The 12254-nt window shown below is 73.1% G+C and carries 9 protein-coding genes; 5 read left to right on the top strand and 4 right to left on the bottom strand.

Translation table 11 applies throughout. The features are described 5' to 3' along the window. Positions 1-425 precede the first annotated feature (425 nt). On the bottom strand, positions 426-1313 hold the full coding sequence (locus ABZY13_RS18790) for a sigma-70 family RNA polymerase sigma factor (protein ID WP_356632014.1): 888 nt from the start codon (positions 1311-1313) through the stop codon (positions 426-428). A gap of 573 nt (positions 1314-1886) precedes the next feature. Between ABZY13_RS18790 and ABZY13_RS18785 the strand changes: the two genes are divergently transcribed. The 3 genes from ABZY13_RS18785 (at position 1887) to ABZY13_RS18775 (ending at position 5886) form a co-directional block, all read left to right on the top strand. Next, the gene (locus ABZY13_RS18785; protein ID WP_356632012.1) at positions 1887-3116 is read left to right on the top strand and encodes an acyltransferase; all 1230 of its coding nucleotides are present in this window, start codon (positions 1887-1889) and stop codon (positions 3114-3116) included. A 198-nt stretch (positions 3117-3314) separates the two neighbouring features. Beyond that, complete coding sequence (locus ABZY13_RS18780) at positions 3315-4112, top strand: SDR family NAD(P)-dependent oxidoreductase (protein ID WP_356632010.1); 798 nt, start codon at positions 3315-3317, stop codon at positions 4110-4112. 121 nt (positions 4113-4233) lie between these two features. Next, positions 4234-5886, top strand: a complete 1653-nt coding sequence (locus ABZY13_RS18775) for an FAD-binding oxidoreductase (protein WP_356632008.1) — start codon at positions 4234-4236, stop codon at positions 5884-5886. A 75-nt stretch (positions 5887-5961) separates the two neighbouring features. On the opposite strand, the gene ABZY13_RS18770 is transcribed toward ABZY13_RS18775, so the two are convergent. After that, positions 5962-6510: a hypothetical protein gene (locus tag ABZY13_RS18770; RefSeq protein ID WP_356632006.1), complete on the bottom strand. Its 549-nt coding sequence runs from the start codon at positions 6508-6510 to the stop codon at positions 5962-5964. A 316-nt stretch (positions 6511-6826) separates the two neighbouring features. After that, positions 6827-8635, bottom strand: a complete 1809-nt coding sequence (gene ggt, locus ABZY13_RS18765) for a gamma-glutamyltransferase (RefSeq protein ID WP_356632004.1) — start codon at positions 8633-8635, stop codon at positions 6827-6829. 242 nt (positions 8636-8877) lie between these two features. Here ggt and ABZY13_RS18760 point away from each other — a divergent pair, with 242 nt between their 5' ends. Next, positions 8878-9054 (top strand): hypothetical protein, encoded by a 177-nt coding sequence (locus ABZY13_RS18760; protein ID WP_356632002.1) that lies wholly within the window; start codon positions 8878-8880, stop codon positions 9052-9054. Between the two features lie 447 nt (positions 9055-9501). Beyond that, positions 9502-10854 (top strand): glycoside hydrolase family 18 protein, encoded by a 1353-nt coding sequence (locus ABZY13_RS18755; RefSeq protein WP_356632000.1) that lies wholly within the window; start codon positions 9502-9504, stop codon positions 10852-10854. Positions 10855-11184: 330 nt separating this feature from the next. On the opposite strand, the gene ABZY13_RS18750 is transcribed toward ABZY13_RS18755, so the two are convergent. After that, positions 11185-12015, bottom strand: coding sequence for a S1 family peptidase (locus tag ABZY13_RS18750; RefSeq protein WP_356632058.1), 831 nt, complete (start codon positions 12013-12015; stop codon positions 11185-11187). Positions 12016-12254 lie beyond the last annotated feature (239 nt).

Raw genomic sequence — 12254 nt, 5'->3', positions numbered from 1 at the left:
GCCGGCCCGCGGCGCGAAGCCGGCCGTCCCGCCCGAGCGGACGCTGCGGCCATCCCCGCGGCCGGCCTTCCCGGTGCCCGGGCCCGCGCACCGCCAACGGCGCACCGCCGGCCCCGCAGCGGGCCGGTCCCGAGACATCCGGCGCCCCGGACGCCGCCCGCGCCCGGCGGCTCGCGCCGGCCCGGGCAGGGCGGCCGACGCCTGCGCGATCGCCGGCGGCGGGCCCGCCGCCAGGACGCTTCGCTGCCGCGCCGCACGCCTGCGGCGAGCCGGCCGGCCCGATCGGGCAACACCCTCCCGAACCGCTCCGGCTCCGGCCGCCGGCGCGGCCCCCGCGATTGCCCTCCGGGATCCGGTCACACATGCGGCGCGCCGTTCGTCAAGAAGACCAGGGCCGCGCGGAGCGGTCCCCGCACCGCGGACGGTCACATTCCCCCGCGCCGTCCGCGGTGCGGCGGCCCCAGCACCGCCAGATCCATCCCGCGCAACTGCTCCGGGTCGGTGACGACGTCCATCTCGAGGATCTTCCCGCCGGAGATCTCGAACGTCATCGCACGCATGCCGCCGTTCTCCTGCTGCGCGAGAACCCCCGGCGATCCGTTGACGAGCGCCAGCCAGGCGACCTGGAGGAACGGCGCGAACCTCGACGCCCCCCGGGCCACCGCCACCGAACCCAGCGCCACGGGCACGCCGTTGTTGCGGGCCACCGCGTCGGGGTCCAGGACCGCGAGCAGCGCGTCGAAGTCGCCGTCGCGCGCGGCGGCGAGGAACGCCTGCACGACCTCCCGCTGCTGCGACGCGGCCGGATCGGCCGCCGACCGGCTGCCCCGCACCCGGTGCCGCGCACGGCTCGCCAGCTTCCGGGCCGCCGCCGGGCTGCGCTCCAGGATCGCCGCCACCTCGTTGAAGGGCACGCCGAACATGTCGTGCAGCACGAACGCCAGCCGCTCGGCGGGATCCAGCGTCTCGAGGACGACCAGCAGCGCCTGCCCCACCGAGTCGGCCAGCACCGCGTACTCCTCGGGACCGTCGTCCTCGTAGAAGGTGGCCACCGCGGGAACGAGGTCCTCCAGGGAGTCCTCCCGGCGCGCACGGCGCTGACGCAGCATGTCCAGGCACACCCGCCCCACCACGGTGGTCAGCCAGCCCCGCAGGTTCGTGATCTCGTCGTCGTGGGACCGGCTCAGCCGCAGCCAGCACTCCTGCACCGCGTCTTCCGCCTCGGCCGGTGAGCCGAGCATGCGGTAGGCGACCGACTGCAGATGCACCCGGTTCTCCTCGAAACGATCCGCCAGCCATTCAATCTCGTCCATCGCCGCTCCTTGTGGGCCTCGGCACCCCGCCCGGGCTGCCGTTCACCATGCGACGCCCGCACGGTCCCGGCGACCGGCCGGCCGGCGACGGCCGACGACGTCCGGGCTCGCAGATACGGGCGGTCACGGTCCCTCGGGATCCGCGGAGTGCTCTCACTGCACTGACGAGCGGGACACCGAGGTTGTGACCGGCGGCCGGCGCATCCCCCCGAAAAAGGCCCGGCTCCTCGGTCCCCTGCCGCACGCCACGAGCCACCAGGATGCCACCGCCGCCCGAACGCACCGCCCGCCCCCCGACCCGCCTTCGAGCCCTCTTCGATCCCCGCAGCGGCAGGGCGCCGCGACCGCGGCGCTTCCAGCAGAGCCGAGCACGCGCCGAGAGGGTCTGCGCACGGGTTCGCCGCCCAACAGCGACACGGCCGTCGCGACCTTCCGGCCCGGCGTCCTCTCTCCCGCTCCAGGGGCTCGGCGACGCGACGGCCGGCCGCGCCGCCCACCCCCCCCGCTTCGCCTGCGAGTCCACCACGCGCTGACCACCCAGCACACCGCGTCCCCGACCGAAAGGCAGTGCACATGGCAGACCGAACCGCAGCACCGGCGCCCAGCGGTTCACCGCAGCGCCCGGCCACGCTTCCCTCGCTCACCGGCCTCCGGTTCCTGGCGGCCCTGCTCGTCTTCGTGTACCACGCCTCCTACCTCGTCGGCCCGCTGCGGCCGGACGCGCCCATCACCTTCTTCGCCGACCTCGACGTCGCGCAGCCGGTGGCCGACTTCTTCCTGCCCGCCGGACGCATCGGGGTGTCGTTCTTCTTCGTGCTCAGCGGCTTCGTCCTGGCATGGTCCTCGATCCCCGGCGACCGGATCACCGCGTTCTACCGGCGCCGTGCGCTGAAGATCTACCCCAACCACATCGTGACCTGGGCACTGGCGCTGTGGCTGTTCGCCTCCTCCACCCCGGTGGAGGCATGGCTGTCCAACCTCTTCCTGGTGCACACGTTCAGCAACCGGGCCGACATCGCGATGAGCGTCAACTTCCCGTCCTGGTCACTGTGCGCGGAGGTCCTCTTCTACGCCCTCTTCCCGCTGTTCATCGTCCTGGTGAGACGCATCGGGGAACGCAGGCTGTGGCTGTGGGCCGGCGCCATGGTCGCCGGTGTGGCGGCCATGGCGGTCGTGACGAAGCAGTTCATGGCCGGCGGCGCCCCGAGCCCGTTCGGCGACCTGACGGCGAACCAGGAGTGGTTCGGCTACGCCTTCCCGCCGCCGCGCCTGTTCGAGTTCGTCCTGGGCATGATCCTCGCCCGCATCGTCGCCGCGGGCCTGTGGCCGCGCATCGGCCTGCTGCCCTCCACGGCCCTGTTCTGCCTGGGCTACTGGGCCGCGCTTACCGTCCCGGACCCGTACAACTTCAGCCTCGCCACGGTCGTCCCGATCGGCATGATCCTGTGCGCCGCGGCCTCCCGCGACCTGCGGGGCGAAGGCGGTCCGCTCGCCGGCAGGCCCATGGTGTGGCTCGGGAACGTCTCCTTCGCCTTCTATCTCGTCCAGGGCATCGTGGTCTTCTACGGCCGGCCCGAGGTGCTGGGGACCCGCACCTACGAGACCCTGCCCGCCCTGGGCATGCTGGCCGTGCTGTTCCTGGCGAACCTGCTGGCGGCCTGGCTGCTGTACAGCCTCGTGGAGCAGCCGGTGATGCGCCGCTGGAGCCGCAGCAGGAAGCGGCCCGCGCCCAGCACGGCGCCCGAGACCGCGCAGACCGCTCCCCCCAGCAGGGGCCCCGTGCCGAGCGGCGAAGCCGTCTGAACCACGCCGAAGAGGTGCGGCACACCGGCGACGGCGAGGCTCCGCCCGCCAACCGCCGCACGGGTGCGCCGAGTTCCAGTACCGATCAAGAAGACCTATAGCAGCGGCGTGGAGAGTCGCTCCGAGCCGGAACCGAGCCCTCCCGGTCGGGAGGCCGGCGTCTGGCGGCCCTGCCCCCCCTGACCCAGGAGTCGTTCCATGCTCAACCTCGACCTTTCCCAGCGCACCGCTCTGGTCACCGGATCAACCGCCGGCATAGGCAAGGCAACCGCCGCCAGGCTGGCCGCCGCCGGCGCCCGGGTCTACGTGAACGGCCGCACCGAGGAGCGCGTGCACACCGCCATCGCGGACATCCGCAAAGCCGTCCCCGACGCCGACCTGCGTGCCGCGCCGGGCGACGTCGCCACGGTGGACGGCGTCCAGCAGATCATCGCCGCCCTCCCGGACGCCGACATCCTCGTCAACAACGCCGGCACCGCCGAACTGGGCCGCTTCACCGAGCTGGCCGACGAGAACTGGCAGCATCTGTGGGACCTGAACGTGATGAGCGGCGTGCGGCTGTCCCGCCACTACGTCACCGGGATGGTCGACCGCGGCTGGGGCCGCATCATCTTCGTCAACAGCTCCTCCGCCCTCGACATCCCGGCGGCCATGGTGCACTACGGCGTCACCAAGACCGCCCAGCTCGGCGTGGCCCGCGGCCTGGCCGAGTCCTACCCGGCCTCCGGAGTCACCGTGAACGCGGTGCTCCCCGGCCCCACCCACTCCGAGCTGAACGACCGCTACTTCGCCTTCCTCCAGCAACAGCGGCCGGACGTGCCGCTGGAGCAGATCCAGGAGGAGTTCTTCAAGGCCACCCACCCTCACTCGCTGATCGGCCGCTTCGCCGAGGCGGAGGAAGTGGCGAACCTCATCGCCTACGTGGCCTCGGACCTGTCCAGCGCCACCAACGGCGCCGCACTGCGCGTGGACGGCGGCGTGGTACGCCACGTCTGATCCGGCGCCCCGGCCTCCCGTCGCCTCCGCGCCGCAAGCCGCCGGCCGGCGACAGGAGGCCGAACACTCACTGATCCGTCAGAACCCGGGGGGTTGCACGATGGCACGTAATGATCAAGGTATGCACAGGCGGAACTTCCTGGCCGGGGGAGCGGCCGCCGGGGGAGCGGCGTTCCTGACGCAGACGGCCCTGGCCCCGCCGGCCGCGGCCGCCGGGACGGCGGTGGAGCCGGTCACCACGGTGACCCCCGGCGACAAGCGGTACCAGGACATGGTGCGCGGCTACAACCAGCGCTGGACCGCCGCGCCCGAGGCGGTCTGCCTCGCCGAGACGACGGCGCAGGTCCGGGCGGTCGTCCAGAGGGCCGTGCTGCAGGGCAAGCGCCTGACGGTGCGCAGCGGCGGCCACTGCCACGAGGACTGGGTCTACAACTCCGACGTCGACGTCGTCCTCGACATGTCCAAGATGAACAAGGTCTACTTCGACGCCGAGAAGAACGCCGTCTGCGTCGAGACCGGCGCGCAGTTGCTCAATGTGTACGAGCGCATGTACCGCTCCTGGGGCGTCACCATCCCCGCCGGCATCTGCTTCCAGGTCGGCGCCGGGGGCCATGTCAGCGGCGGCGGCTGGGGCCTGCTGTGCCGGCAGCTGGGCCTGGTGGTGGACCATCTGTACGGCGTCGAGGTGGTGACGGTCGCGGCCGACGGCACGGCGAGGGTCGTCGTGGCGACCCGCGAGCCGGGCGACCCCCACCGTGACCTGTGGTGGGCCCACACGGGCGGCGGCGGGGGCAACTTCGGCGTGATCACCCGCTTCTGGTTCCGTTCCCCGGGCGCGACGGGAACCGACCCCGCGCAGCTGCTCCCGCAGCCGCCGCCCGAGGTGTTCGTGCACGCCGTGTCCTGGCCGTGGGCCGACATGACCCGGGACTGCTTCCAGCGCCTTATCCGCAACTGGGGCGACTGGCACGCCAAGTACCTCAAGCCCGGCACCGTCAACGACCACCTGTTCAGCGCGCTGTGGCTGAACCACAGGTCGGGCGGCTACATCGGCATGGTCACCCAGCTCGACGCGACCGTCCCGAACGCGCGCAAGGTGCTGGACGACTTCCTGGCCGCCGTGACCGCCGGCGTGGACGTGGCACAGGAGCCGATGACCACCCACATGGGAGAGATGGCGGCCATGACGGGTCTCGCCGAGCCGCGCCGGATGCCGTGGTTCCAGGCCGCCCGCTACGCCGGCACCACCAACCCGACGCTGAACGACCCCAGCCTCAAAAGCGACAACAAGTCCGCCTACTACCGCACTGCCATACCGGCGGCGCAGATCGACAGGATCTACGAACAGCTGACGCGGGACGACCTGGTCAATCCCACCGCCAACGTGCAGCTGAGCTCCTTCGGCGGCAAGGTCGCCGCCGTCGCCCCGGACGCCACCGCCTTCCCGCACCGCGAGGCCGCCTTCAAGGCGGCATGGTCGATCTGGTGGACCGACCCGGCCGACGAGGCGATGTCGCTGCGGTGGCTGCGCGAGTTCTACCAGAGCGTCTACGCCGACACGGGCGGCGTCCCGGTCGTCAACGAGGTGACCGACGGCTGCTACGTCAACTACCCGGACATCGACCTGAGCGACCCGAAGTACAACACCTCGGACGTGTCCTGGCAGGAGCTGTACTACAAGGGCAACTACGCCAGGCTCCAGCGGGTCAAGCAGAAGTACGACCCGCGCGACGTCTTCCGCCACAGCCAGTCCGTCAAGCTCCCCGGCGCGTAAGCGCACACGCGCAACGGAGCAGGGCCGGCGCCCCACGGGCGCCGGCCGAAGACGTCCGGCCGCGGCGCGGCACTCCTACTCCGCCTCCTCCTCGGCGGAGGGGGCGGGGATGAGGGTCCAGCCGTGGTAGATGGTGGGCTGGTTGTTCCACATGCGGATCAGGCGCATCTCGGCGTCGTTGCTGAGAACGTTGTCCACCATGCCGATGGCGTAGGACGTGCCGCGGGCGACGATGGCGCGCACCGGCGCCCGCCCGGGCGTGTCGGCGAGGCCGGGGACGGGCACCAGGTCCCAGTGCTGGCTGGCGGCGCCGTCGTCCTTGGGGTGCAGGCGCACGGGAGTGTTGCGGGCCGCCTCGCCGACGCGTGTGACGTGCTTGGTCCCGTTGGCGCTGCTGATGCGGTAGGAGCCGTTCTGCAGGCGGGTGAAGCGCCACAGCACCGCCGCGTTGTTCCACAGCGGGTCGGCGGTGAAGTTCTGCAGTTCGTCCCGGTCGTTGGTGTCGTCGTCGTTGACGCGGTCGGGCATCCAGTAGGAGTTCGTCACGGCATGGACGACCATGACCTGTCCGGTGGGCGCCGGGCTGGGCGCCGGGTACTCGAGATCCTGCTCGGATGTGGGCATGACAGACCTCTCTCTGTCCGGATGCGCGGTTCTCGCGCGAGGAAGGGCGAAACGGCGGCCGCAGCCCGGTACGCCCGGTCGGGCGTGACGGCCACGGACGACGGACGGACGGCCGCACCGCAGCTCCGGCGCCGACCACTGCGAGTGGCGGGCCGCTACGGGGAGCTACTAGTGGCCTGCCCGGCCCCGGCGCCGATATCCGCACCCCACCCGCATGGGCGACAAAAGGCAGATCATCACCCCGCCTGCCGCCTGCCGCCTGCCGCCTGCCGCCTGCCGCCTGCCGCCTGCCGCCTGCCGCCTGCCGCCTGTCTGCTCAGGGGTGGACGACCATCGCCGACCCGCCGCCCCTGCGGGTCCTCTCCGCGGCCGCCAGCCAGCGCCCGCCGGGCAGGCGCTGCACGCCGGTCGCCGCGCCGATCTCCGGGTTGGGCCGGAAGACGTGCCCCATCGCCTCGAGCCGGCCGCGCAGGACCGTGTCGTTCCACAGGCCCGGTTCCAGCTCGGTGGCGGCCTGGTTGCGCTGGCTGGCGCGCGGGGCGGCGATGGCGTCGACCAGCGGCAGATGCCGGTCGAGGTGACCGGTCAGGATCTGCAGCACCGTGGTGATGATGGTGGCGCCGCCCGGGGAGCCCACGGCGAGCACCGGTTCGCCCCGCTCCAGGACGATGGTGGGCGCCATCGAGGAGCGGGGCCGCTTGCCGGGGCCGGGCAGGTTGGGGTCGGGCACGGAAGGGCCGGCCGCCGGGGTGAAGGAGAAGTCCGTCAGCTCGTTGTTCAGGAGGAACCCGCGTCCGGGGACGGTGATGCCGCTGCCGCCGGTCTGCTCGATGGTCAGGGTGTAGGCGACGACGTCGCCCCACCTGTCGGCCACCGTCAGATGCGTGGTGCTCTCCCCCTCGTGCGTGGCCGGTACCGGCGTCCCGCCCGCCGCGCACGGGGCCGGTCGGCGCGGGTCGCCCGGCGCGAGCGGGCTGGCGAGGGCGGCGTCGTCGCGGATGAGGCAGGCGCGGGTGTCCGCGTAGTGCTGCGAGAGCAGTTCCCGTGTCGGCACGTCCGTGAAGGCGGGATCGCCCACCCAGCGGCCCCGGTCGGCGAAGGAGACCCGGGCGGCCTCGATCAGACGGTGCAGGTACTGGCTCTCGCCGAGCCGGGAGAGGTCGGTGCGCTCCAGGATGTTCAGGGCCTCGCCCACGGTGGTGCCGCCGGAGGAGGACGGCGCCATGCCGTACACGTCCAGTCCGCGGTACGCGACCCGGGTGGGGGCCCGCCGCTCCACCTCGTAACCCCTCAGGTCGGCCAGGGTCATCCGGCCCGGACGCACGGTGCGCTGCGAAGCGGCGTCGACCGGGGGACGGTTGACCGTGCCGACGATGTCGCGGGCCACAGGGCCGCGGTAGAGGGCGCGGGCGCCCTTGCTGCGCAGTTCGGCGTAGGTGCGGGCCAGGTCGGGGTTCTTGAGGACGGAGCCGACCTCGGGCAGCCGTCCGCCGGGCAGGAACAGTTTCGCGGTGGCGGGGAAGTCCGCGAAGCGGGCCTGGTTGCTCTCGGTCTGGGCGCGGAAGGTCGCGTCGACCGTGAACCCCTCCCGGGCCAGCCGTTCGGCGGGCTCGAGCAGGGTGTCCAGCGAGGCGCTGCCCCACGCGTCGAGCGCGGCCTCCCAGGTGGCCGGCGTGCCGGGAACGCCGACCGCCAGGCCGCTGGTGACGGCTTCGGCGAACGGGACGGCGGCGCCGTTCTCGACGAAGAGGTCCTCGTCCGCGGCGCGCGGCGCCGTCTCGCGGCCGTCGATGGTGTGCACCCGGCGGGTTTCGGCGTCGTAGTGGACGAAGTAGCCGCCTCCGCCGATGCCGGCCGAGTACGGCTCGGTGACGCCGAGCGCCGCCGCGGTGGCCACGGCCGCGTCCACGGCGTTGCCGCCTTCGCGCAGCACCTCGATGCCCACCGCCGAGGCGTCCGCGTCCACACTGGCCACCGCGCCGCCGTGGCCGACGGCGACCGGGCTCTTCGCCGCGGCCCCCGGCGGGGCGGTCGCCGAACCGGGCGGTGCTCCCGCCGCGACCGACACGGTGACGGCGGCGGCCGCCAGGAACGAGATTCGGCGCAGGGCGAGTCGACGACGCATCTTCGCGTACCTCCCGACGGCGGTGTGCGCCGAGCGTAGTCGACCGGCCGCCGGCAGTCAGCGGACCGGCGCGCCGCCCGCAGCCGCGGGCAGGGGACCGGAAGGGCCGCACGCGCCGGCCGCAGGCGCCGGCCGCACCGGCCTGCTCGGCGAGCACCCCGGCACCCTCCCGTGCCAGGCTGGTCCCGACGGCAGCCCGGCGCCGGAACGGCGCCGCACCCCTCGGCGATCGGAGACAGGCGATGGACCAGATCGGCGACAAGCCCGAGGACGTGCGCGAGCACCTCGCACAGGAGCAGAAGCCTTCCGGCGGAAAGCCCCCGCAGCCGGACCCGGAACACCGGGGCGGTCAGACGGGCGACGACGAGACGGCCGCACCGGCCCGGGACGAGACCGACCCGCCGCCCACCCGCCAGTAGACCCGCCCCGCGCACCCGCGGCGGCGGAACGCCCGCCGCCGGCCCGGGCGCCTGCCGCCCTCGGCCCGGACGGTACCGGCGAAGGCGGCGACGCCCTTGGCCGGTACCGCCAGGGCCGGCGGGGCGGGCGCCGGGCCGGGTGGCCGGAGCAGGCGACGACGCGGTGGCCGGGGGAGGGCCTCGGTCATGTCATGCCGACTTCCTTCTGTGCGTGGGAAATCGGGGTGAAACCGGCACTGGCGGCCGTCACGCCGGGGCGCCGGTGGGACGTGCCGTAAAGGTTGGCGCCGGACGAGGGCGTACGGCAGGGGAGGGGCGCAGCCGATCGCATCCCCGTGTCCCGCGCGGCTCCGGTGGCGCCGGACGTCTTGACCGCAATGGTCCAGACCAATAGGTTCCTTCCGTCTTGCCCATGGAACCTTCCGGCACCGCACAGGAATGAGCCCCATGCGTCGAAGAACCCTCTCCGCCCTCGCCGTCGGCGTCAGCTCCCTCGCCCTCCTCGCCGGCCTGGCCCCGTCCGCGACCGCCACCGGAGACCGCGAGGACCGGGGCGGAGGTGCTCACGAGAACTCCACGCGTGCGTACAAGCGCGTCGGCTACTTCACCCAGTGGGGTGTGTACGGGCGGAACTTCCAGGTCAAGGACCTGGAGACCAGCGGCACGGCCGCCAAGCTCACCCACGTCAACTACGCCTTCGGCAACGTCGGCTCCGACGGCAAGTGCTTCATCGGCAACGTCCCCGGCGAGGCCGACGCCTGGGCCGACTACGTCCGCCCGCTGGACGCCGCCGGCTCCGTGGACGGCGTGGCCGACACCGCCGACCAGCGGCTGGCCGGCAACTTCAACCAGCTCAAGGAACTCAAGGCCCGCCACCCCGGCCTCAAGGTCCTGATCTCCCTCGGCGGCTGGAGCTGGTCCACCCACTTCTCCGACGCCGCCCGCACCCCCGCGTCGCGCAAGGCGTTCGTCTCCTCCTGCATCGACCTCTACATCAAGGGCAACCTGCCCGTCGACGGAGCGCGCGGCGGCGCCGGCGCGGCGGCGGGGGTCTTCGACGGCATCGACCTCGACTGGGAGTGGCCGGGCTCCGAGGGGGATGCCGACACCGTCTTCCGGCCCGAGGACAAGCAGAACTTCACCGCTCTGGTGCGGGAGTTCCGCACCCAGCTCGACGCCTACGGCGCGACCCTGAAGAAGCGCAAGCGCTACGAGCTGACCGCCTTCGTCCCCACCGCCCCGGCCAAGATCGACGCGGGCTTCGACGTGCCCCGCATCATGCGGGACCTGGACTTCGTCAACCTCCAGGGCTACGACTTCCACGTCTCCGGCGAGAAGACCACCGCCCAGCAGTCCGCACTCTTCGCGGACGGCGACTTCAGCGTCCACCAGACCGTCCGCGACTGGCAGCGCCGCGGCGCCCCCGCCCGCAAACTCGTGGTCGGCATGCCCTTCTACGGACAGGGCTGGACCGGCGTCACGGGCGGCGGCGACGGCCTCGGCCAACCCGCCGCCGCACCCGCACCGGCGACCTGGAGCCCCGGCTACGAGGACTACAAGGTCCTCAAGAAGCTCGCGGACTCGGGCACTTACACCCTCCACCGCGACCGGCGCAACGGCCACGCCTGGCTCTTCGACGGCACGACCCTGTGGACCTACGACGACCCGCAGGTGCTGCGCGTCAAGTCCGCGTACGTGCGGGCCCAGGGGCTCGGCGGCGCCATGTTCTGGTCGCTGGACGGGGACACGCCGGACGGTGAACTCATCACGGCCGTGGACCGCGGCCTGGACGGCCGCTGACGACCCGTCAGGACCCCGGCTCACCGCCCGCCCGCACGGACCGCCGCCCCGCGGCGGCGGTCCGTGCGGGGACGGCCGCGCCCGCGCGCCGGCACAGCCCCCGCAGTCCGGCCGGCCGCGCCGGGCTGCGGGGGCTGTTCCGGGCGCGCCGGCCGGCGGTGAGCACCCCGGCGCCGCACGGGTTCCCGCCGTCACCTCCGGCAGCCGGGGCCCGGTCCGGCGGGCGGCGGATCCGGACGCCGCCGCGCACCGGGCCGCCGCGCACGGACCGGAGGCCGCCGGTGGCGGCCGGCGGCCTCCGGGACCTGCCTGACGGGTAGTGCGGCGGGGCTAGAAGACGCTGAGGCCGTACAGGCTCAGCGGCCGGGTGACCGGCTCGTAGAACGTGGTGCCGCCGGTGGTGCAGTTGCCGCTGCCGCCGGAGAGCAGGCCGTAGGCGGTGCTGCCGGCGAAGAGCGGGCCGCCGCTGTCGCCGGGCTGGGCGCAGGCGTTGGTCTGGATCGTGTTGTAGACCAGCTGGCCGTTGCCGTAGTTGACGGTGGCGTTCAGGCCGGTGACGGTGCCGGTGCGGTAGCCCGTGGTGCTGCCGGAGCGCTCGATGCGCGTCCCGACGGCGGGGCTGCCGGCGTTGACGATGTCGCGGTACGTGCCGTTGTACAGGTACACGCGGCCGTCGGAGGCGGCGGGGTTGGAGTGCTGGATGACCCCGTGGTCGTAGGTCGGGAAGACGGTCTGGCCAGGCACCGCGGTGCCGATGCTCCAGCTGGACCGGCCGCTGGTGCAGTGGCCCGCGGTGAGCGCGAAGTTCGTGCCCGCGGAGTTGCGGACGTTGAAGCCGAGGGAGCAGCGGACGCCGGAGGAGGTGATGGCCTCGCCGCCGGCGATCAGACGGCTGAACTTGCCCGGGGTGCGCTTGATCTGCAGCGCCCCGGACTGGGCGCCGGCCGCCTTCCTGATCTTGTTGATCTCCGCCGCCGAGACCGTGCTGTCGGCGGTGACGACGACCTTGCCCGACGCCTCGTCGGTGTACCAGGCCGTGCCGCCGACGTCGGCGCCGAGCACCGCGTCGCCGACCAGGGCGAGCTGGGCCGCGGTGGGCTTCGCGTCCGCGGGCGCCGACGCCATGGCGGTGGGGGTCACGAGCGCGGACACGGTCGCCAGGGCGGCGACGACGGTGGCGGCACGGGCTCTTCGGGAGGCGCCCGACGACAGGAACGTCTTGACCTTCACTTGTCCTCCGGTGAGGGGTGGTCGTGGGCCCGTTGGATGTCCGGGCCCTCGGTTCACGTCTGCGGCAGTCCCGCGGACAGTGCGGGCGTCCTGGAGGTGCCGCATCGGTGGTTGAACCTTCGACGTGATATGCCCCTGTCAACAAGCGGCGCTTTCGGACGCTTCGGCGA

The organism is Streptomyces sp. NPDC006610, assembly GCF_040611575.1.
Classification (GTDB): domain Bacteria; phylum Actinomycetota; class Actinomycetes; order Streptomycetales; family Streptomycetaceae; genus Streptomyces.
Note: the sequence above shows the minus strand (reverse complement) of the source record. Positions and strands in the feature narration are given on the sequence as shown.

What these genes read in the sequence shown, in the direction of transcription:
- ABZY13_RS18775 (WP_356632008.1), top strand. Translation starts at nt 4,234, where the DNA reads ATGCACAGGCGGAACTTCCTGGCCGGGGGAGCGGCCGCCGGGGGAGCG.
- ggt (WP_356632004.1), bottom strand. Translation starts at nt 8,635, where the DNA reads ATGCGTCGTCGACTCGCCCTGCGCCGAATCTCGTTCCTGGCGGCCGCC.
- ABZY13_RS18780 (WP_356632010.1), top strand. Translation starts at nt 3,315, where the DNA reads ATGCTCAACCTCGACCTTTCCCAGCGCACCGCTCTGGTCACCGGATCA.
- ABZY13_RS18755 (WP_356632000.1), top strand. Translation starts at nt 9,502, where the DNA reads ATGCGTCGAAGAACCCTCTCCGCCCTCGCCGTCGGCGTCAGCTCCCTC.
- ABZY13_RS18785 (WP_356632012.1), top strand. Translation starts at nt 1,887, where the DNA reads ATGGCAGACCGAACCGCAGCACCGGCGCCCAGCGGTTCACCGCAGCGC.
- ABZY13_RS18770 (WP_356632006.1), bottom strand. Translation starts at nt 6,510, where the DNA reads ATGCCCACATCCGAGCAGGATCTCGAGTACCCGGCGCCCAGCCCGGCG.
- ABZY13_RS18790 (WP_356632014.1), bottom strand. Translation starts at nt 1,313, where the DNA reads ATGGACGAGATTGAATGGCTGGCGGATCGTTTCGAGGAGAACCGGGTG.
- ABZY13_RS18760 (WP_356632002.1), top strand. Translation starts at nt 8,878, where the DNA reads ATGGACCAGATCGGCGACAAGCCCGAGGACGTGCGCGAGCACCTCGCA.